Source organism: Streptomyces sp. NPDC029296, from assembly GCF_055569255.1.
In genome coordinates this window covers 1-18,927 of sequence record NZ_JBVHXT010000023.1, presented here as the reverse complement: position 1 = coordinate 18,927, position 18,927 = coordinate 1, and the positions used below count along the sequence as shown (strand labels likewise).

The window sequence follows — 18,927 nt, the reverse complement described above, 5'->3', positions numbered from 1 at the left end:
TTTTCCCGGGCGGTCCCCACGTTGGGGCGGGATTGCCTTCCAGTCTACCGGTAGCACTGACATCGATGGGGGTTTGCGGGCACCTCAGCTCCCATGTGCCGCCCTGAACCGGTCTCCGCCGGGTCCCGATATATGGATGGGGGCTCCAAGGGGCTCACAGCGGCACTCAGCGCTTCGAGCCGTCAACCCTTGGCTACTGGCGGGTCAGAAGGCCATCCGGGGACGATCCGGGCGCGGTCCGCACCGGGGCATACGGGCTGGACGGCCCTCCCGCGCGGCCGTGCGGACGTGAGGTACGTCACCCGTACGTATCGCCGGGCCCGGTGCTGCCCGGTGCCCGCAGCGGGCCGTAGCGGCGGGCCGGCCCGCCCGGGTTGAGCACCTTGATCATCCGTACGCTGCCGTGGCCCAGGTCCTCGTTGAGCCGGGCCACCAGCGCGGGCGCGAGATGGCGCAGCTGGGTCGCCCAGGCCGTGGAGTCGCACGCCACGACCAGCACCCGCTCGTCCTCGTCGTACCGCTGCGGCACGCAGTGCTTGGCCAGGTCCTCGCCGACGATCTGCGGCCAGCGGCCCATCACGCCGCCGACCGCGGCGGGCGTCTCCCAGCCGCGCTCGGTGATCAGCCGGTTGATCGCCGCCCCGAGCGCCAGCGGGTCACGGCCGTCGGCACGCGCGCCCGAGCGCAGCCCGCCGCCGCGCCGGGCCTGCTTCTTCTGCCGGGCGGCGTCCCCCCGCGCGCGGGCCTGCTCCTTCGCGGCGCGCAACGCCACGCGCGCGAGGTCGACTCCGGAGGGCTCCGGGCCCTTCCCTGGGGCGGGTCCGTCGGTGCTCATACGCGCTCCACCGTCCCGTCGGCCACCGCGTAGCGGGCGCCGGCCAGCACATGGGGTACGTCGTCGTCCACGGCGGCGGTGACCAGCACCTGTTCGCCGGGCGCGACCAGTTCCGCCAGCCGCTCCCGGCGGCGGGCGTCCAGCTCGGCGAAGACGTCGTCCAGGATCAGCACCGGCTCGTTGCCCTCCGCGCGCAGCAGGTCGTAGGAGGCCAGCCGGAGGGCGAGGGCGTAGGACCAGGACTCGCCGTGCGAGGCGTAGCCCTTGGCCGGCAGCTGACCGAGTCTGAGCACCAGGTCGTCCCGGTGCGGGCCGACGAGGGTGACGCCCCGCTCGATCTCCTGCTTGCGCGCCTCCGCCAGGGCCGCCATGAGCTGCTCGTACAGCTCCTCGCGCGCGTGGCCCTCGCCGGGCGCCGACGGCTTGTACTCCAGCCCGACCGGACCGCCGCCGGGGGCCAGCTGTTCGTACGCCTTGTCGGCCAGCGGCCGCAGCGCGGCGACCAGGTCCAGCCGCCGGGCGAGCAGTTCGGCGCCCGCGCGCGCGAGGTGCTGGTCCCACACGTCGAGCGTGGACAGGTCCATGGAGCGCCCGCCGTGCCGCCGCGCGAGGGCGGCGCTCTTCAGCAGGGTGTTGCGCTGCTTGAGCACCCGTTCGTAGTCGGCGCGCACGCCCGCCATGCGCGGGGAGCGCGCGGTGACCAGCTCGTCGAGGAACCGCCGCCGCTCGCCGGGGTCGCCCTTGACGAGGGCGAGGTCCTCGGGCGCGAACAGCACGGTCCGGACGATCCCCAGCACGTCCCGCGGTCTGACCTGCGAGGACCGGTTGATGCGGGCGCGGTTGGCCTTGCCCGGGTTCAGCTCCAGTTCGATCAGCTGCTGCCGGTCACCCTGCCGGACCTGGGCCCGGACGACGGCCCGGTCGGCGCCCATGCGCACCAGCGGCGCGTCGGAGGCGACCCGGTGGCTGCCGAGCGTGGCCAGGTACCCGACCGCCTCGACCAGGTTGGTCTTGCCCTGCCCGTTGGGGCCGACGAAGGCGGTGACGCCCGGGTCGAGCGGGACCTCGGCCCGGGCGTACGAGCGGAAGTCGGCCAGCGAAAGATGCGTGACGTGCATGGTCGTCCCGCCGACCTCCCTTGTGCGGCTTACTTCTTCTCTACGGCGTGGCCGCCGAACTGGTTGCGCAGCGCGGCGATCATCTTCATCTGCGGCGAGTCCTCCTGCCGGGAGGCGAACCGCGCGAACAGCGAGGCGGTGATCGCCGGCAGCGGCACGGCGTTGTCGATGGCCGCCTCCACCGTCCAGCGTCCCTCGCCGGAGTCCTGTGCGTAACCGCGCAGGTCCTTGAGGTGCTCGTCCTCGTCCAGGGCGTTGACCGCGAGGTCCAGCAGCCAGGAGCGGATGACCGTGCCCTCCTGCCAGGAGCGGAAGACCTCGCGGACGTTCTCCACGGAGTCAACCTTCTCCAGCAGCTCCCAGCCCTCGGCGTAGGCCTGCATCATGGCGTACTCGATGCCGTTGTGGACCATCTTCGCGAAGTGGCCCGCGCCGACCTTGCCCGCGTGCACCGCGCCGAAGTCGCCCTCCGGCTTGAGCGCGTCGAAGACCGGCTGCACCTTGGCGACGTTCTCGGCGTCGCCGCCGTACATCAGCGCGTACCCGTTCTCCAGGCCCCACACGCCGCCGGAGACGCCGCAGTCGACGAAGCCTATGCCCTTGGCGGCCAGTTCCCCGGCGTGCCGCTCGTCGTCGGTCCAGCGGGAGTTGCCGCCGTCCACGACGACGTCGCCGGGCTCCAGCAGCTCGGCGAGCCGGTCGATGGTCGACTGGGTGGGCTCGCCCGCCGGGACCATCACCCAGACCACGCGCGGGCCGCTGAGCCTGCTCACAAGCTCTTCCAGGCTGTGGACATCCGCGACGTCCGCGTTGCGGTCGTATCCGATGACGGTGTGGCCCGCGCGGCGGATCCGCTCGCGCATGTTGCCGCCCATCTTGCCGAGGCCGACGAGACCGAGCTCCATCAGTTGTGTTCCTTAGGTCGCTGTGTGGCGTGAGAGGCACCGGGGTGCCGAGCCGAGCCTAAACCCGGACGCGCACGCACAGCTGTGGGCATACGCGCTCATGCGAGGAGCCCACTGACCTGCGAAGACGTGGATGCGGGCCGATGTGGCCCACCCGGAGGTCCCGCCACGGCGCCGGGCGCCCACAGGGACGCCCGGCGCCGTGCACATCTGTGGAGAACGTCAGCCGCTGAGGCGGACCGGCATGATCAGGTACTTGTACGCGTCGTCGGCCTCGGCGTCCACCGCCGGCCTGCCGCTGAGCAGCGCGGGCTTCGTGGACGTGGTGAACGACAGCTGCGCCACCGGCGAGTCGATCGCGCTCAGACCGTCCAGCAGGAAGGTCGGGTTGAAGGCGATCGAGATGTCGTCGCCCTCCAGCTGCGCGTCGACCCTTTCCACAGCCTGTGCGTCGTCGCTGGACCCGGCCTCCAGGATCAGCACGCCCTGCTCGAAGCTCAGCCGCACCGGGGTGTTCCGCTCGGCGACCAGGGCCACGCGCTTGACCGCCTCCACGAACGGCGCGGTCTCGATCACGGCGACGGAGTTGAACTCGGTCGGGAACAGCGTCCGGTACTTGGGCAGGTCGCCCTCGAGCAGCCGCGTGGTCGTGCGGCGCCCGGCGCCCTCGAAACCGATCAGGCCCTCACCGGCGCCCGCGCCGGCCAGCGCCAGCGTGACGCTGTCCCCGGCACCCAGCGACTTCGCGGTGTCCAGCAGCGTCTTGGCCGGGACCAGGGCGACGGCGGAGGCGTCCGGGTTCTCCGGCTTCCACAGGAACTCGCGGACCGCGAAGCGGTAGCGGTCGGTGGAGGCCAGGGTGACCGTGTCGCCCTCGATCTCGATGCGCACACCGGTCAGCACCGGCAGCGTGTCGTCCCGGCCGGCGGCGATGGCCACCTGGGAGACGGCCGCGGCGAAGACCTCGCCGGGGACGGTGCCGGTCGCGTTCGGCATCTGGGGCAGCGCCGGGTACTCCTCCACAGGCAGGGTGTGGAGGGTGAACCGGGAGGAGCCGCAGACCACGGTCGCCCGTACACCGTCTGTGGAAATCTCCACCGGCCGGTTGGGGAGGGCACGCGAGATGTCGGCGAGCAGCCGGCCGGAGACGAGGACGGTGCCCTCCTCCTCGACCTCGGCGTCGACGTTCACCCGCGCGGAGACCTCGTAGTCGAAGCCCGACAGACTCAGCTGGCCGTCCTCGGCCTTCAGCAGCAGGCCGGCGAGGACAGGCGCCGGCGGACGGGCCGGGAGGCTGCGTGCCGCCCAGGCCACTGCCTCCGCGAGTACGTCGCGTTCCACCCGGATCTTCACCGTAAGCCGCCTCCTGCTGTTGCTACTGAGTCCTCCGACTCGGTGTCACCGCCCTCTGTGACGGGAAGGACACCGGGGACCAGTCTGACGCACGGCACTGACAGTAGGTGCCCGTCGGGGTCAAGTCGGTCCGAGGGGCAGCCGGGCCCGAACGGGCGAGTTGTGCACAGGCCCCGCTTCAAAGCGATTGCCGAGCTCTCTCTAGTCGGGAGTAGTAGTAGGGCCTGTGGATACGGTGGATAACCACGTTTGCCCAGCTCAGCACGGGTTTTTTATCCACCGCCCCTGTGGGTGGAGCCAGTGGAAAACCGGGCCTGTCTGTGGAGAACGGAAAGTTCTGCACACACCGCCCACAGGCTGAGGGCAGTTCTCCCCAGCTGTGTCCCCAGGAATACCCACGTTTCCCACAGCCCAATCCGGCAGCTTCCTGTGACGCCTTTCACTCGACGCGGTGAGCGCGGGCGTCGCGTTGCCGAACAGTGGACAGCCATGTGGAGAAGCCCGGGTTCACTGGGGACAACCGCCCCCAGCCTGTGGGGTACCGGTGGAAAACGCGAGGCCGGGCCTGGGGGCGGCGAGGTTATCCACAGTCTGTGGAGATCCTTCGTCCACGAATCCACAGGCCCTTGAGCTGGGCGGACGCCCAGGAGCCAGCCTCCCTGTGGACACGGTTCGGGACAACTTCGCAGTCCCCAGTCTGTGGACGGAAGAAAGTCGCCGAATCTGTGGAGGAAGGCCGTAACCAGGCAGGTAATCGAACAAGGGATGACGGTGAGGAAACGGCCCCACAGCCCGCATCCGGCGCCTCCGAAGCCCGCCGAGGCCTCCGGAGGGGCTCCGAAGCCCCGTCGGAGCCCCTCCGCAGGTCCTGGGTGCGTGGGCCGGGGCACCGGGGCGCGGGACCGTCGGTGCGGGTGCGGGTGCGGGTGCGGGTGCGGGTGCGGGTGCGGTGCGGGTGCCGGCGCCCGCACCGTCCGATGGCCTGGCCTCGGAGACCCCGGAAACGCCGGAGGGCGCTCCGGAGGCGTGTGTGCCCCGGAGCGCCCTCCGCGCCCGTGTACGGCCGGCTCAGCCGTTCTTGATGCGGTTGGTCAGCTCGGTGACCTGGTTGTAGATCGAGCGCCGCTCGGCCATCAGCGCGCGGATCTTTCGGTCGGCGTGCATCACGGTGGTGTGGTCCCGGCCGCCGAACTGCGCGCCGATCTTCGGCAGTGACAGGTCCGTCAGCTCGCGGCACAGGTACATCGCGATCTGCCGCGCGGTGACCAGCGCGCGCCCGCGCGAAGTGCCGCACAGGTCCTCCACCGTCAGCCCGAAGTAGTCCGCGGTGGCCGCCATGATGGCCGTCGCGGTGATCTCCGGCGCGCTGTCCTCGCCGCCGGGGATCAGGTCCTTCAGGACGATCTCCGTCAGGCCCAGGTCCACCGGCTGCCGGTTGAGCGAGGCGAACGCCGTGACCCGGATCAGCGCGCCCTCCAGCTCACGGATGTTCCGCGAGATCCGGGAGGCGATGAACTCCAGCACCTCCGGCGGCGCGTTCAGCTGCTCCTGCACCGCCTTCTTGCGCAGGATCGCGATCCGTGTCTCCAGCTCGGGCGGCTGGACGTCGGTGATCAGGCCCCACTCGAAGCGGTTGCGCAGCCGGTCCTCCAGCGTGACCAGCTGCTTGGGCGGCCGGTCGCTGGAGAGCACGATCTGCTTGTTGGCGTTGTGGAGCGTGTTGAAGGTGTGGAAGAACTCCTCCTGCGTCGACTCCTTGTCCGCGAGGAACTGGATGTCGTCGACGAGCAGGATGTCCATCTCGCGGTAGCGCTTGCGGAAGCTGTCGCCCTTGCCGTCGCGGATGGAGTTGATGAACTCGTTGGTGAACTCCTCCGAGCTGACGTACCGCACGCGCGTGCCCGGGTAGAGGCTGCGCGCGTAGTGCCCGATGGCGTGCAGCAGATGGGTCTTGCCGAGCCCCGACTCGCCGTAGATGAACAGCGGGTTGTACGCCTTCGCCGGGGCCTCGGCGACCGCGACCGCCGCCGCGTGCGCGAAGCGGTTGGACGCGCCGATGACGAAGGTGTCGAACAGGTACTTGGGGTTCAGCCGCGCGGTCGGCTCGCCGGGACCGCCGGCCGGTGCCGGCTGCGCGGCGGACGGACCCTGGGCACCGGCGGCGGGCAGGTCCGGGCGGCCGGGGCCGCCGCGGTGCGCCGCCGGGTCGGGCAGCTCCCGGCGGACCGGGTCGCGCTGGTCGTACTCGGTCCGGGACGGGTCGTACTCGCCCCGCGCGGAGTCGTAGTCCGGGCGCCCGGAGTCGTACTCGCCGCGCTGCTGCTCGTACGGCGGCCGGTCCCTGCCCTGCGGACGGTAGTCCTGGGACGGCGCGCCGTACGCGTCCGCGCCGGAGCCGTAGCCGTCCTGGGACGACGGCGAGGCGTACGGGTCCCGCTCCGGGAAGCCGAGCCGGGGCTGCTGCCAGCCGTAGTCGTCCTGTCCCGGGCGCGGCCAGGCGCCCGGTTCGGGGCGCTGGTACTCGGACGGGTAGACCGGGCGGACGGTGGGGAGCTGGTCCGGGCGGCCGCCCGGGCGCTGCTCGGAGCGCTGCTCGCCGCCCGGGTGCTGCTCGGCGCCGCGGGAGCGGCCGTAGCCCTCGTACGGCCCCGAGGGAAGCTCCGGCTCCTCGTAGCGCGGCTTCGCGGGCTGCTGCGCGGGGGGCGCCGGCGGTTCGCCCGCGGAGTCGTCCACGGTGATCGCGATCCGGATGGGACGGCCGCACTCACGGCTCAGGGTCTCGCTGACGACGGGCGCCAGACGGCCTTCCAGTACGCCCTTCGCGAATTCGTTCGGCACGGCGAGCAGGGCGGTGTCGGCGACCAGCGCGAGCGGCTGGCAGCGCCGGATCCAGTGCTCGTCCTTGGTCTCCACACCCTGTCCGCGGCCCTCACCGAGCAGCTGTTCCAGTACTCGCGGCCACACTGCGGCAAGATCGGCAGGTACGTCAGCCACAGGGACACGCTCTCTCACAGGTCCCACGAACGTGTGGTTCAGGGACGGGTCGGGATGAAAATCGGGTCGGGCGGGGATATGGGAACGAATCGGAGTCCAGCCACGGTAGTCAGCGCGGCGGGTACGGTTCAAGTTGTTGTCCCCAGCCTGTGGACAGTGTCCCCCGGCAGCCCTCGGTTTGACCGGATGGCGCAGCCCCGCGTACCGTAACCAGGTCGAGTTGTCGATGGCTGCTGCCGCCTGCCTCCGATGGGCACAGGTCACGTCAGGTGATCGGGAAGCGGTGCACTCGGGCGTGACGCGAGCTACTCGTGGGCGCACGGTGACAGCCAGGACGGCACCCCGCCACTACCGATTTTCTGGAGCCCCCGAGTGAGCAAGCGCACCTTCCAGCCGAACAACCGTCGTCGCGCGAAGACCCACGGCTTCCGGCTGCGTATGCGGACCCGTGCCGGCCGCGCGATTCTCGCGTCCCGCCGTAGCAAGGGTCGCGCCCGTCTGTCCGCCTGATCCCGGTCAGGTCATGACATCGTGCTGCCCACCGAGAACCGGCTGAGGCGGCGCGAGGACTTCGCGACCGCGGTACGACGGGGTCGCCGGGCAGGCCGCCCGACACTCGTCGTGCACCTTCGAAGCGGTGCCACGGACCCGCACGCGCCTGGGGAGAGCGCTCCCCCGACGCGTGCGGGTTTCGTCGTCAGCAAGGCCGTGGGTAGGGCGGTCGTGCGCAATAAAGTGAAGCGCAGACTGCGCCACCTGATGCGTGACCGAGTCGCCCTGTTTCCCCCCGGTAGCCTGGTAGTCGTACGAGCGCTGCCCGGAGCGGGCGACGCAGACCACGCACAGCTGGCCCGAGACCTGGACGCCGCCCTACAGCGGCTGCTGGGAGGGGGCGCGCGATGAAGTACCCGCTGCTGGCTCTGATCAAGCTGTACCAGTGGACGATCAGTCCACTGCTGGGGCCGGTATGCAAGTACTACCCGTCGTGCTCCCACTACGGCTACACGGCCATCGACCGGCACGGTGCGGTCAAAGGGACCGCATTGACCGCCTGGCGGATCCTCCGGTGCAATCCGTGGTCGCCGGGTGGCGTGGACCATGTTCCGCCGCGTAAGCGTCCGCGGTGGCACGAAATGCTGCGCGACGCCTGGCGCGCACGCAGGGGCGGGTCCTCCGCCGCCGAAACGGCCACCGAAGCGAAGCCCCCAACGGAGTCTCCTTCGAGCCCGGCCGCAGAGACCTCGTCCCATGCCCAAGGAGCATGATTAGTGGACACGATTGCCAGCCTTTTCAGTTTCATCACCTGGCCCGTCTCCTGGGTCATCGTCCAGTTCCACAAGGTGTACGGGGCGATCTTCGGACCTGACACCGGGTGGGCCTGGGGCCTGTCCATCGTGTCCCTGGTGATCCTGATCCGCATCTGCCTGATCCCGCTCTTCGTGAAGCAGATCAAGGCGACTCGCGCGATGCAGACGCTCCAGCCGGAGATGAAGAAGATCCAGGAGCGCTACAAGAACGACCGGCAGCGCCAGTCCGAAGAGATGATGAAGCTGTACAAGGAGTCGGGTACCAACCCGCTCTCCTCGTGCCTTCCCATCCTGGCGCAGTCCCCGTTCTTCTTCGCCCTGTACCACGTGCTCGCCGGCATCGCGTCGGGCAAGAAGATCGGCGTCATCGACGCCGACCTGCTCGAGAGCGCGCGGAACGCGCACATCTTCGGCGCCCCGCTGGCCGCCAAGTTCTTCAGCAGCGAAAGCCAGGTCAGCGCCCTCCACGCCTCGCTGACCGATGTCCGCATCGTGACCGCGATCATGATCGTGCTGATGTCGGCGTCGCAGTTCTACACGCAGCGCCAGCTGATGACGAAGAACGTCGACACCACCGTGAAGACGCCGTTCATGCAGCAGCAGAAGATGCTGATGTACGTCTTCCCGATCATGTTCGCCGTCCTCGGTGTGAACTTCCCGGTCGGTGTCCTCATCTACTGGCTGACCACCAACGTGTGGACCATGGGCCAGCAGATGTACGTCATCCACAACAACCCGACCCCGGGTTCCAAGGCCCAGGCCGCCTACCTGGAGCGCCTGACCAAGCACGTCACGCAGCACGGCAAGATCCGCCGGCGCAGCGAGAAGGCCATCGTGAAGGCGATCGTGGCCAAGGGCCGCGACCGCAACGAGTTCGAGCGCAAGTTCGTCAACGCGCTCACCAAGGCCGGCCTCGCCGCCCAGGCCGACGGCACCGTGACGAAGAGCGCGGCCCAGACCGCGGCGGAGGCCGAGACCGAGGAAGGCGCGGCCACCGGCACGGCCGCGGCCGCCGCCCGGCGTCAGCAGCCCAAGCGCCAGAGCAAGTCCCAGCGTCAGTCCGGGACCAGGACGGGTGACTCCCCGTCGCTGGAGAAGTCCGACGAGCCGCAGGAGACCAAGCCCGCGGCCGCCAAGCAGCCCCAGAAGCCCGGCTCCGGCACCCGCAGCAAGGCCCAGTCCGGCCAGCGCAAGGGTGGCCCGCAGCGGCCCAAGTCCCCGTCCAAGAAGTAAGAAGGAGTCCATCCCGTGACGGAAGGCACCACCTCCGCCGCTGCCGAGGGTGCAGACACCCTCACCCGCCTGGAGCAGGAGGGTGAGATCGCGGCGGACTACCTGGAGGGTCTGCTGGACATCGCCGACCTCGACGGCGACATCGACATGGACGTCGAGGCGGACCGCGCCTCCGTGTCGATCATCAGTGACACCGGCACCCGTGACCTGCAGAAGCTGGTCGGCCGGGACGGCGAGGTGCTGGAGGCCCTGCAGGAACTGACGCGGCTCGCCGTGCACCGGGAGACCGGTGACCGCAGCCGGCTCATGCTGGACATCGCGGGCTACCGCGCCAAGAAGCGCGCCGAGCTGTCCGAGCTGGGTGCCAAGGCCGCGGCCGAGGTGAAGGGCACCGGCGAGCCCGTGAAGCTCAAGCCGATGTCCCCGTTCGAGCGCAAGGTCGTGCACGACGCGGTCAAGGCCGCGGGGCTGCGCAGCGAGTCCGAGGGCGAGGAGCCGCAGCGGTTCGTCGTCGTGCTGCCCGCCTGATCGGCCCCCGTTCCACCGGCCCCGTCTGTTGAGCAGGCGGGGCCGAACTTTGTCAGCCTGGTAGTTCTGGTGGCCGGTGCGCGACGCGCCGGCGCTGTACGGAAGGACGGTCCCCGTGACGGAGGCAGCGGAGCTTCCCCCCGCGCCCGAGCAGGCGCGGGAAGTGTTTGGTGATCGCTTCGCCGATGCGGTCCGCTATGCGGAGCTGCTCGCCGAGGCAGGCGTGCAGCGTGGCCTGATCGGCCCGCGGGAAGTGCCCCGCCTGTGGGAGAGGCACCTGCTGAACTGCGCGGTGCTCTCCGAGGCCGTTCCCGAGGGGGTGACGGTCTGCGACGTCGGTTCCGGCGCCGGGCTGCCCGGCATCCCGCTGGCCCTGGTCCGCGACGACCTGAACATCACCCTGCTGGAGCCCCTGCTGCGGCGCACCAACTTCCTCACCGAGGTCGTCGAGCTGCTCGGCCTGGACCATGTCACGGTGGTGCGCGGCCGGGCCGAGGAGGTCATGGGCAAGCTGCCGCCGGTCCATGTGGTGACGGCGCGTGCCGTGGCCCCGCTGGACCGCCTGGCCACCTGGGGCATCCCGCTGCTGCGTCCGTACGGCGAGATGCTGGCGCTCAAGGGCGACACCGCCGAGGAGGAGCTGAAGGCGGCGGCCACCGCGTTGAGCAAGCTGGGAGCGGTGGAGACATCGATCCTGCATGTGGGCGAGGGCGTGGTGGATCCGCTGTCCACCGTGGTCCGCGTCGAGGTCGGGGAGAGCCCGGGCGGGGTGCGCTTCGCCGCGAAGCGCGCCAAGGCGGCCCGTACGGGCCGGGCCCGCCGTCGGCGGTGAACCGGAGGACGGACAGGGGTGCGTCGGCGGCCGGAAGGCCGGCCGGCGCTGACCCGTCCTGACGACAAGACGTACTCCACACAAGCTGCCGAACCGGGACAAGTCGGAGTGTCGCCGGGGCCCGGTCGCAGCCGCTGTGCATCGTGTTTCACGTGAAACGTCGCTCACTGCTGCACGGCATCATCAGTCGTGGCCGCGCTGCGGCCGAACCCCGCGACCGAAAGCCTCTCGGTGCACTCGGAGAGGAGCCCGTCTCTCCGGAGACTCCATCCCTCTCCGGGGGTACGGAGTTGTCCACAGAGGTGTATTTCTCCACAGATCGCCAGACCTCACTGGTTCACGACCCCGAAGACATGGGAGGCTCTGTTCATCGCGAGCCTGAAGTCGAGGAGAGTGAATCCTTGCGGTCCGACGCCAACATCGCGGGACCGATGACCGATCCGGTCCCCGGTCCCCGTACCGAGTCGATGGGGGCGGATGTTTCACGTGAAACACCGCCTCCGATGGACGACACTCCCATCGGCCGTGCGGCCCAACTGGCGGTGGAGGCTCTCGGCCGCGCCGGCGCAGGCCTGCCCCGGCCGGAGCAGACCCGCATCATCGTGGTTGCCAACCAGAAGGGCGGCGTGGGCAAGACGACGACGACCGTCAATCTTGCCGCCTCGCTGGCTCTGCACGGTGGCCGGGTCCTGGTGATCGACCTCGACCCGCAGGGCAACGCGTCCACCGCCCTCGGGATCGACCATCACGCCGAAGTTCCCTCGATCTACGACGTGTTGGTGGAGAGCAAGCCGCTCGCCGAGGTCGTCCAGCCCGTCCCCGACGTCGAGGGCCTGTTCTGCGCCCCGGCCACCATCGATCTCGCCGGTGCGGAGATCGAGCTGGTGTCCCTGGTGGCGCGGGAGAGCCGGCTGCAGCGGGCCATCCAGGCGTACGAGCAGCCGTTGGACTACATCCTCATCGACTGTCCGCCCTCGCTGGGCCTGCTGACCGTCAACGCGATGGTCGCGGGCGCCGAGGTGCTGATCCCGATCCAGTGCGAGTACTACGCGCTCGAGGGCCTCGGTCAGCTCCTGCGCAACGTCGACCTGGTGCGGGGGCACCTCAACCCCACACTGCATGTGTCGACCATCCTGCTCACCATGTACGACGGCCGGACGCGTCTCGCCTCCCAGGTGGCGGAAGAGGTGCGCAGCCACTTCGGCGACGAGGTGCTGCGGACGAGCATTCCCCGCTCGGTCCGTATCTCCGAGGCGCCGAGCTACGGGCAGACGGTGCTGACTTACGATCCAGGATCGAGCGGCGCCCTCTCGTACCTTGAGGCGGCCCGGGAAATCGCGCTGAGGGGTGTCGGCATCAGCTATGACGCGAGCCAGGCCCACATCGGCGCCCAGAAAGATCAGAGCATGGTGGAGGGGATTCAGTGAGTGAACGACGGAGGGGGCTGGGCCGTGGTCTTGGCGCACTGATCCCCGCTGCCCCGACCGAGAGGACGCCGGCCCCGATGGCGCTGGGCGGAGGGTCCACCTCCCCCGCGGCCGTCCCGGTGCTGACGAGCGACCGGGGGGTGGCCGCGGCGAAGGTGGCCACGCTGCCGCCCGCCGCCCAGGACATCCAGACGGTCCAGGGGAGCCCCGCGGTGGAGGTGCCCGCGCCGCCGATGGGGGCCCACTTCGCCGAGATCCCCCTGGACGCCATCACGCCGAACCCGCGCCAGCCGCGCGAGGTCTTCGACGAGGACGCGCTTCAGGAGCTGGTCACCTCCATCAAGGAGGTCGGCCTGCTGCAGCCCGTCGTGGTGCGGCCGCTGGGGCCCGGCCGCTATGAGCTGATCATGGGCGAGCGTCGCTGGCGCGCGTGCCGTGAGGCCGGCTTGGAGTCCATCCCGGCCATCGTGCGGGCCACGGAGGACGAGAAGCTCCTCCTGGACGCGCTGCTGGAGAACCTGCACCGTGCGCAGCTGAATCCGATCGAGGAGGCCGCTGCCTACGACCAGCTGCTGAAGGACTTCAACTGCACGCACGACCAGCTGGCCGACCGGATCGGGCGCTCCCGCCCGCAGGTCTCCAACACGCTGCGTCTGCTGAAGCTGTCGCCGACCGTGCAGAAGCGGGTGGCCGCCGGGGTGCTCTCGGCCGGTCACGCCCGGGCACTGCTGGCGGTGGAGGACTCCGAGGAGCAGGACCGGCTGGCGCACCGGATCGTGGCCGAGGGCCTGTCGGTGCGGTCCGTCGAAGAGATCGTGACGCTGATGGGTTCACGCCCCCAGAAGGCCTCGCGGTCCCGGGGGCCCCGGGCGGGCTCCGTTCCCTCTCCGGCGCTGAGCGAGCTGGCCACCCGGCTCTCGGACCGCTTCGAGACGCGGGTGAAGGTCGAGCTGGGCCAGAAGAAGGGCAAGATCACCGTCGAGTTCGCCTCGGCGGAGGATCTCGAGAGGATCCTCGGCACCTTCGCCCCGGGTGAGAAGCTGGCTCTCCAGAAGAGCCTTCAGGACGGCGGCGACGGCGAGACGCAGGTCTGATTCCCAGGCGGCAGCGCCTGCCGGGTCAATGGAGCGGGCCGTGTCCGGTGTGTACCGGATCACGGCCCGCTCTTTGCTTTGACACGGTATCGAGTGAATCGGATCGTGGATACGATGCGATCAGCTAGGGCATATCCACCGGTCAGCAGCTGACAGCCGCTCGCGATGCGGCGGGTGAAGGAAGCGAGGATCAGCCTCCATGGGGCGTCGGCTCGTGCCGCTCACGCTGGACAACCTTCAGGATCTTCCCCCACGCTGCCGCTCCTGTGTCTTCTGGGAGCTGGATCCGGTCAGCGGTGAGGCGGCGGTGACGGCGGGCACCACCGCGCTGGAGAAGGAAGCCTGGATCTCCGCCGTCCTGCTGGACTGGGGGTCGTGCGGGCGGGTGGTGTACGTCGACGACGTCCCGGCGGGTTTCGTGCTCTACGCCCCGCCGGCCTATGTCCCGCGCTCGACGGCCTTCCCGACGAGCCCGCTCTCACCGGACGCCGTCCAGCTGATCACCGGGTCCGTACAGCCCGGCTATCAGGGGCAGGGCCTCGGCCGGGTGCTGGTGCAGACGGTCGCCAAGGATCTGCTGCGCCGGGGCTTCAAGGCGATCGAAGCGTTCGGCGACGCCCGCTGGCAGGAGCCCGCCTGTCTGCTGCCCGCCGATCATCTGCTGGCCGTGGGCTTCAAGACCGTCCGGCAGCATCCCGCCCATCCTCGGCTGCGGCTGGAACTGCGGTCCACGCTCTCCTGGAAGGAAGACGTGGAGATGGCGCTCGACCGGCTTCTGGGGGCGGTCCAGAAGGAACCCGCGCTGAGGCCGCTATAGCGAAAGGGCCGACCCGCTCGGGTCGGCCCCTTCATGTTTCACGTGAAACGTCACTTCGTGATGAACTCATCGAGGTCGCGAAGGAGCGCCGCCTTGGGCTTGGCGCCCACGATGGTCTTGGCCACGTCGCCGCCCTGGTAGACGTTCAGGGTGGGGATGGACATGACGCCGTACTTGGCGGCCGTGTCCGGGTTCTCGTCGATGTTGAGCTTGACGATCTGGATCTTGTCACCGTGCTCCGCGGCGATCGCCTCCAGGGACGGGGCGATCATGCGGCACGGGCCGCACCACTCGGCCCAGAAGTCCACCAGAACGGGCTTGTCGCTCTTGAGGACCTCCTCCTCGAAGGTGTCGTCGGTCACGGTCTTCACGTTGCCGGCCACAGTGGGCTCCTTACCTCGGTTACGCGGTGGGGCGGGGAAGGGGGGAAGGTCAGACAGCCGTCTTCTCGGGCTCCGCCTGGTCCTCGTCCGCGAGGGCGGCGAGGAACCGCTCGGCGTCCAGAGCGGCGGAGCAGCCGGTGCCGGCCGCGGTGATCGCCTGGCGGTAGGTGTGGTCGACCACGTCACCGGCGGCGAAGACACCGGTCACGTTGGTACGGGTGGACGGCGCGGCCACCTTCAGGTAGCCCTCCTCGTCCAGGTCCAGCTGGCCCTTGAACAGCTCGGTGCGCGGGTCGTGACCGATCGCGATGAACAGGCCCGTCACGGGCAGCTCGGACAGCTCGCCGGTCTTGAGGTTCCGCAGCTTCAGCCCGGAGAGCTTCTGCTCGCCCTGGATCTCGGCGACCTCGCTGTCCCAGACGAACTTGATCTTCGGATCGGCGAAGGCCCGCTCCTGCATCGCCTTGGAAGCGCGCAGGGTGTCCCGGCGGTGGACGATCGTCACCGACTTGGCGAACCGCGAGAGGAACGTGGCCTCCTCCATCGCGGTGTCGCCGCCGCCGATCACGGCGATGTCGTGGTCCTTGAAGAAGAACCCGTCACAGGTGGCACACCAGGAGACACCGCGGCCCGAGAGCGCGTCCTCGTTCGGCAGGCCCAGCTTGCGGTGCTGGGAGCCGGTGGTGACGATGACGGCCTTCGCCCGGTGGACGGTGCCCGCGGTGTCGGTGACGGTCTTGATCTCACCGGTCAGGTCGACGGAGACGATGTCGTCCGGAACGAGTTCGGCGCCGAAGCGCTCGGCCTGGGCGCGCATGTTGTCCATGAGGTCCGGCCCCATGATGCCGTCGCGGAAGCCCGGGAAGTTCTCCACCTCGGTGGTGTTCATCAGCGCACCGCCCGCGGTGACGGCGCCTTCGAACACCAGGGGCTTCAGCGACGCACGGGCGGTGTACAGCGCCGCCGTGTAGCCTGCGGGCCCGGAGCCGATGATGATCACATTACGGACATCGCTCACGGCTTGATTCCTCGTCTCTGGTCTGCGTCAGTCGACCGGGGTGAGCACCTTTCGGGACTCACACCCCACCCAACGGATCCTACGGGGCGTGCATTCCCGGTGTGTCCGGGCACACGCCTGCCCCGGGACGGCCGAAGGGGTGGTCCGGCGGACTCAGCGACGGGCGAGGGACTGCCGCAGCAGGACCGTGCCGGCCGACGCCGACTGCTGCTGGACGCAACTCGCGTCGACCACGTAGGCCGTGACCCGCTCGCTGTCGTGGGCGTCGGCCACGACCACGAGATAGGCGGACCTGCCCGCGTACGTTCCCGTCTTGGCGCCGAGGACGTCGGCGCCCTGCCGCAGCGCCTGCCGGACGCAGTCGGGGACCGGGACCGCGGTCCGGAGCAAGGTGTGGGGGCCTTCGACGGTTCCGGACGAGCGCGACCCGTCGTCGGGGCGTTGCCGGTGTCCGTCGGCGGTCAGGAGGGAGTGGACCTGATGCTCCACGCTGTCCCCGGAGAAGGCGCCGGCCGAGGCGGTCGGCGTCCCATGGGCCGACGGGTGATCGGCGCTGTCGGGGAGGGACGTCACGATCAGGCTTCCGGCGCCCAGGACCGCGGCCGTGAGAACGGCGCCCAGGACGAACCGGCCGCGTCGCCGTCCGCGCCCGGACCCCTTGCGTCCCGGCCCGGTCGCCGCTCGGGGGCGGCCCGCCGGGCGGTCGGCGGCGGAATCGGCGGGACGTTCGGCGGGCCGGTTCCCGGCGAGCGATGTTTCACGTGAAACGTGGTCTGCGGTGTCTTCGGCTCCGGCGATCGGCGCGGCCTCGATGGCGAAGGCGGCCTCTGCGGCGAGGGCGGCGTCGAGGCGCGCGGCGACCTCGTCCGGCATGGGCTCCGGCACCGGGAGGGACCCGAGCAGGCCCCGGATCTCCTCCAGCGAGGCGTACACGTCCGCGCAGGAGGCGCAGCCGTCCAAGTGGCGCCGTACGTCCGTGTCCCGGTCCGGCGTGAGCAGGCCCTCGGTGAGGTCGGAGAGTTCCGCGACGTCCGGGTGCCCGGCCGTCTCCGTCGTCGACGTCACGCTCGCCCACCTCCGCCCTTCACTACGGCTGAATCGCTCGGTCCCGCGCCCCTGGGGCGTTCGCTCGGGGACTCCGCTGCCGGTGGGACGGATGGGCCCTGGTCCCGGTTCCGCCCCGGGTCGTTTTCCTTCCCGCTCCCGGTGTCGCCCCGTGGTGGGCCTCCGGCGCCCTCGGGCCGCAGATGCGTGAGCAGGGGCAGCAGCTTGGCCCGGCCACGGGCGCACCGGCTCTTCACCGTTCCCGCCGGCACGTCCAGGATCCGCGCGGCCTCCGCCACGGGGTAGCCCTGCATGTCCACCAGGACCAGAGCGGCACGTTGCTCCGGGGGAAGGGTGCCGAGTGCTTCGAGGAGCTGGCGGTGCACGTCGTTCCGCTCGGCCGGCGCCGAGGCCGACTCGTGCGGCTCCAGCAGCTGCTCCAGCCGCTCGGTGTCGTCGACCGGTGCCGTCTTCCGGGAGGCGGCCTTCCGGACCCGGTCCAGGCAGGCGTTCACCGTGATCCGGTGCAGCCAGGTGGTGACGGCCGACTGGCCCCGGAAGGTGTGGGCGGCCCGGTAGGCCGACACCAGGGCGTCCTGGACCGCGTCCGCCGCCTCTTCCCGGTCCCCCAGGGTCCGCAGGGCCACCGCCCAGAGCCGGTCCCGGTGCCGCCGCACGATCTCACCGAAGGCCTCGGGGTCGCCTTCCACGTGGCGGGCGAGCAGGTCCCGGTCGTCCACCGCGTCGTATCCGGCGCCCTCCGCCATCTGCCCCCTCCGGTCCGGGTGAGACGTCAGCCCGTGAACTTCACTTCGCCGATGGCCTGCTTGTATCCGGCGCTGGCGTACAGGGTGGAGTCGTACCCCGAATTCGGCACGGCCGTCAGCCAGACGAGGACGTACTGCGTCTTGACCTGCTTGGTGACCTTCACCGTGGCGGTGGTGCCCGTGGTCGTGGCGCCGCCGATCCTCGTCATGGAGTCCAGCGAGGCCGGCGACAGGGAGTTCGCGGCATACAGCTCGACCGTCGTGTGGTCACCGCCGTAGCGGAGGTCGACGGTGGCCGTGCTGAGCTTCTTGGCGGAGCCGAGGTCGTACACGATGCCGACGCCCGGCTTGTACGGGGCGATCGGCGGCCCCTCATTGAAGCTCTTGGTCTTCCAGTACGTCGACGCGTTGCCGTCGTAGGTGTTGGGGACGTTGCCGGGGCTCTGGGCACCGCCCTTGGCGACGAACTCCTGCCCGTTCCGGATCTTTATCGGAACCGGCTTCGGTTTCACGACGTTCTTGTCGTCGCCGTCCGTCGTCTGGCTCTTGTTGGTGTCGTCCGACTTGTCGCCCTGGTCCATCAGGGCGTCCGCCAGCTGCCAGCTGCCCAGGCCCAGGGCGGCGATGAGCAGGGCCGACACCGCCCACTTCAGGGCCTTGCCGGTGCGGCTCTGCAGCGGGGGCGGCGGGGGCGCGATGGTCTGGGTGGCGGCGGCGTGCGGTGCCGTGCGGCCGTAGCTGCCCTGCTGGTAGGTCGTGCGCTGGTAGTCCGGCGGCGCGGCGAACGCCGGCTCGGGCGGGCGGATGCGCGGCATCTCGCCGATCGCCTTCACCAGCTCCTCCGGCGTGGTGCACGGCGCCTCGTGCCGGGACGCCGTGGCCCCGTCGTTGACGAGGGCACGCATGGTCAGCTCGGACAGGCCGCGGTGCACACCGGCCCGCACCTGGTCCGGGGGGATGAGACCGATGTCCTTGGGGAGGCCGGCCAGGCCGTAGGCGTCGCTCTCGTAGGGCCAGCGCTGGGTCAGCGCCGCGTACAGCAGGGCGCCGATGGCCTCGGTGTCGGTGCGCTGCGGGGTGTCGGAGCCGATGCCGCGCAGCGCCGCGTTCACGGCGAGGCCGCGGATGCGCCACTGCCCGGTGGAGGTGCGCAGGACGGCGTTCGGGTTCAGCCGCAGATGGGCGAGGCCCTCCCGGTGCGGGGGGGGGGGGGGGGGCGGGCCCCGCCGCGCCCCGCCCTGGTCGTCTCTTTTTTTCCCTTAGGCGCCCCCC

18 protein-coding genes and 1 pseudogene are annotated in these 18,927 nt (G+C 70.4%); 9 read left to right on the top strand and 10 right to left on the bottom strand.

Going from position 1 to position 18,927, the window contains the following annotated elements; genetic code table 11:
• Nucleotides 1-298: 298 nt before the first annotated feature.
• The 5 genes from ACZ4W9_RS20765 to dnaA all read right to left on the bottom strand — a co-directional run bounded on the left by ACZ4W9_RS20765 (nt 299) and on the right by dnaA (nt 7,205).
• Nucleotides 299-835 (bottom strand): DciA family protein, encoded by a 537-nt coding sequence (locus tag ACZ4W9_RS20765; protein WP_467937804.1) that lies wholly within the window; start codon nt 833-835, stop codon nt 299-301.
• A complete protein-coding gene (gene recF / locus ACZ4W9_RS20760) occupies nt 832-1,953 on the bottom strand; it encodes a DNA replication/repair protein RecF (protein ID WP_467937801.1) in 1,122 nt (373 codons plus the stop codon). The genes ACZ4W9_RS20765 and recF overlap by 4 nt, the downstream gene beginning before the upstream one ends.
• A gap of 29 nt (nt 1,954-1,982) precedes the next feature.
• Nucleotides 1,983-2,858, bottom strand: a complete 876-nt coding sequence (gnd, locus tag ACZ4W9_RS20755) for a phosphogluconate dehydrogenase (NAD(+)-dependent, decarboxylating) (protein ID WP_467937799.1) — start codon at nt 2,856-2,858, stop codon at nt 1,983-1,985.
• A 222-nt stretch (nt 2,859-3,080) separates the two neighbouring features.
• Nucleotides 3,081-4,211, bottom strand: coding sequence for a DNA polymerase III subunit beta (gene dnaN, locus ACZ4W9_RS20750; RefSeq protein WP_467937797.1), 1,131 nt, complete (start codon nt 4,209-4,211; stop codon nt 3,081-3,083).
• Between the two features lie 1,068 nt (nt 4,212-5,279).
• The gene (gene dnaA / locus ACZ4W9_RS20745; RefSeq protein ID WP_467937795.1) at nt 5,280-7,205 is read right to left on the bottom strand and encodes a chromosomal replication initiator protein DnaA; all 1,926 of its coding nucleotides are present in this window, start codon (nt 7,203-7,205) and stop codon (nt 5,280-5,282) included.
• Nucleotides 7,206-7,577: 372 nt separating this feature from the next.
• On the opposite strand from dnaA, the gene rpmH reads away from it, so the two are divergent.
• From rpmH to ACZ4W9_RS20700, 9 genes are all read left to right on the top strand, one after another.
• A complete protein-coding gene (gene rpmH, locus ACZ4W9_RS20740) occupies nt 7,578-7,715 on the top strand; it encodes a 50S ribosomal protein L34 (protein ID WP_003956500.1) in 138 nt (45 codons plus the stop codon).
• Nucleotides 7,716-7,736: 21 nt separating this feature from the next.
• Nucleotides 7,737-8,108, top strand: coding sequence for a ribonuclease P protein component (rnpA, locus tag ACZ4W9_RS20735; RefSeq protein ID WP_467937793.1), 372 nt, complete (start codon nt 7,737-7,739; stop codon nt 8,106-8,108).
• A complete protein-coding gene (yidD, locus tag ACZ4W9_RS20730) occupies nt 8,105-8,470 on the top strand; it encodes a membrane protein insertion efficiency factor YidD (RefSeq protein ID WP_078637607.1) in 366 nt (121 codons plus the stop codon). The genes rnpA and yidD overlap by 4 nt, the downstream gene beginning before the upstream one ends.
• A gap of 3 nt (nt 8,471-8,473) precedes the next feature.
• Nucleotides 8,474-9,745 carry a membrane protein insertase YidC gene (gene yidC / locus ACZ4W9_RS20725; protein WP_467937791.1) on the top strand — a complete coding sequence of 424 codons (1,272 nt, stop codon included), beginning with the start codon at nt 8,474-8,476 and terminating at the stop codon, nt 9,743-9,745.
• Nucleotides 9,746-9,760: 15 nt separating this feature from the next.
• Entirely contained in the window at nt 9,761-10,273 is a 513-nt protein-coding gene (locus ACZ4W9_RS20720) for a Jag family protein (protein WP_467937789.1), read from the top strand.
• Nucleotides 10,274-10,388: 115 nt separating this feature from the next.
• Nucleotides 10,389-11,105 (top strand): 16S rRNA (guanine(527)-N(7))-methyltransferase RsmG, encoded by a 717-nt coding sequence (rsmG, locus tag ACZ4W9_RS20715; protein ID WP_416518599.1) that lies wholly within the window; start codon nt 10,389-10,391, stop codon nt 11,103-11,105.
• 353 nt (nt 11,106-11,458) lie between these two features.
• Nucleotides 11,459-12,532 carry a ParA family protein gene (locus ACZ4W9_RS20710; RefSeq protein WP_467938107.1) on the top strand — a complete coding sequence of 358 codons (1,074 nt, stop codon included), beginning with the start codon at nt 11,459-11,461 and terminating at the stop codon, nt 12,530-12,532.
• Nucleotides 12,529-13,626: a ParB/RepB/Spo0J family partition protein gene (locus ACZ4W9_RS20705; RefSeq protein ID WP_467937786.1), complete on the top strand. Its 1,098-nt coding sequence runs from the start codon at nt 12,529-12,531 to the stop codon at nt 13,624-13,626. Before ACZ4W9_RS20710 ends, ACZ4W9_RS20705 begins: the two co-directional genes overlap by 4 nt.
• A gap of 199 nt (nt 13,627-13,825) precedes the next feature.
• Nucleotides 13,826-14,443, top strand: coding sequence for a GNAT family N-acetyltransferase (locus tag ACZ4W9_RS20700; protein ID WP_467937784.1), 618 nt, complete (start codon nt 13,826-13,828; stop codon nt 14,441-14,443).
• Nucleotides 14,444-14,493: 50 nt separating this feature from the next.
• Here the strand turns inward: ACZ4W9_RS20700 and trxA are convergent, their stop codons facing one another.
• The 5 genes and pseudogenes from trxA to ACZ4W9_RS20675 all read right to left on the bottom strand — a co-directional run.
• Complete coding sequence (trxA, locus tag ACZ4W9_RS20695) at nt 14,494-14,826, bottom strand: thioredoxin (RefSeq protein WP_318202468.1); 333 nt, start codon at nt 14,824-14,826, stop codon at nt 14,494-14,496.
• Nucleotides 14,827-14,875: 49 nt separating this feature from the next.
• Complete coding sequence (trxB, locus tag ACZ4W9_RS20690) at nt 14,876-15,844, bottom strand: thioredoxin-disulfide reductase (RefSeq protein ID WP_467937782.1); 969 nt, start codon at nt 15,842-15,844, stop codon at nt 14,876-14,878.
• 153 nt (nt 15,845-15,997) lie between these two features.
• The gene (locus ACZ4W9_RS20685; RefSeq protein ID WP_467937780.1) at nt 15,998-16,909 is read right to left on the bottom strand and encodes an anti-sigma factor family protein; all 912 of its coding nucleotides are present in this window, start codon (nt 16,907-16,909) and stop codon (nt 15,998-16,000) included.
• Nucleotides 16,906-17,655 carry an RNA polymerase sigma factor SigM gene (sigM, locus tag ACZ4W9_RS20680; RefSeq protein ID WP_467937778.1) on the bottom strand — a complete coding sequence of 250 codons (750 nt, stop codon included), beginning with the start codon at nt 17,653-17,655 and terminating at the stop codon, nt 16,906-16,908. Before sigM ends, ACZ4W9_RS20685 begins: the two co-directional genes overlap by 4 nt.
• A 26-nt stretch (nt 17,656-17,681) precedes the next feature.
• Nucleotides 17,682-18,854 (bottom strand): annotated as a pseudogene (locus ACZ4W9_RS20675) (protein kinase family protein); the annotation flags it as partial.
• Nucleotides 18,855-18,927: the final 73 nt, after the last annotated feature.

Coding starts and splice junctions, on each gene's coding strand:
- ACZ4W9_RS20765 (WP_467937804.1), bottom strand. CDS start 835: ATGAGCACCGACGGACCCGCCCCAGGGAAGGGCCCGGAGCCCTCCGGA.
- recF (WP_467937801.1), bottom strand. CDS start 1,953: ATGCACGTCACGCATCTTTCGCTGGCCGACTTCCGCTCGTACGCCCGG.
- gnd (WP_467937799.1), bottom strand. CDS start 2,858: ATGGAGCTCGGTCTCGTCGGCCTCGGCAAGATGGGCGGCAACATGCGC.
- yidD (WP_078637607.1), top strand. CDS start 8,105: ATGAAGTACCCGCTGCTGGCTCTGATCAAGCTGTACCAGTGGACGATC.
- ACZ4W9_RS20710 (WP_467938107.1), top strand. CDS start 11,459: ATGGGAGGCTCTGTTCATCGCGAGCCTGAAGTCGAGGAGAGTGAATCC.
- ACZ4W9_RS20700 (WP_467937784.1), top strand. CDS start 13,826: ATGGGGCGTCGGCTCGTGCCGCTCACGCTGGACAACCTTCAGGATCTT.
- sigM (WP_467937778.1), bottom strand. CDS start 17,655: ATGGCGGAGGGCGCCGGATACGACGCGGTGGACGACCGGGACCTGCTC.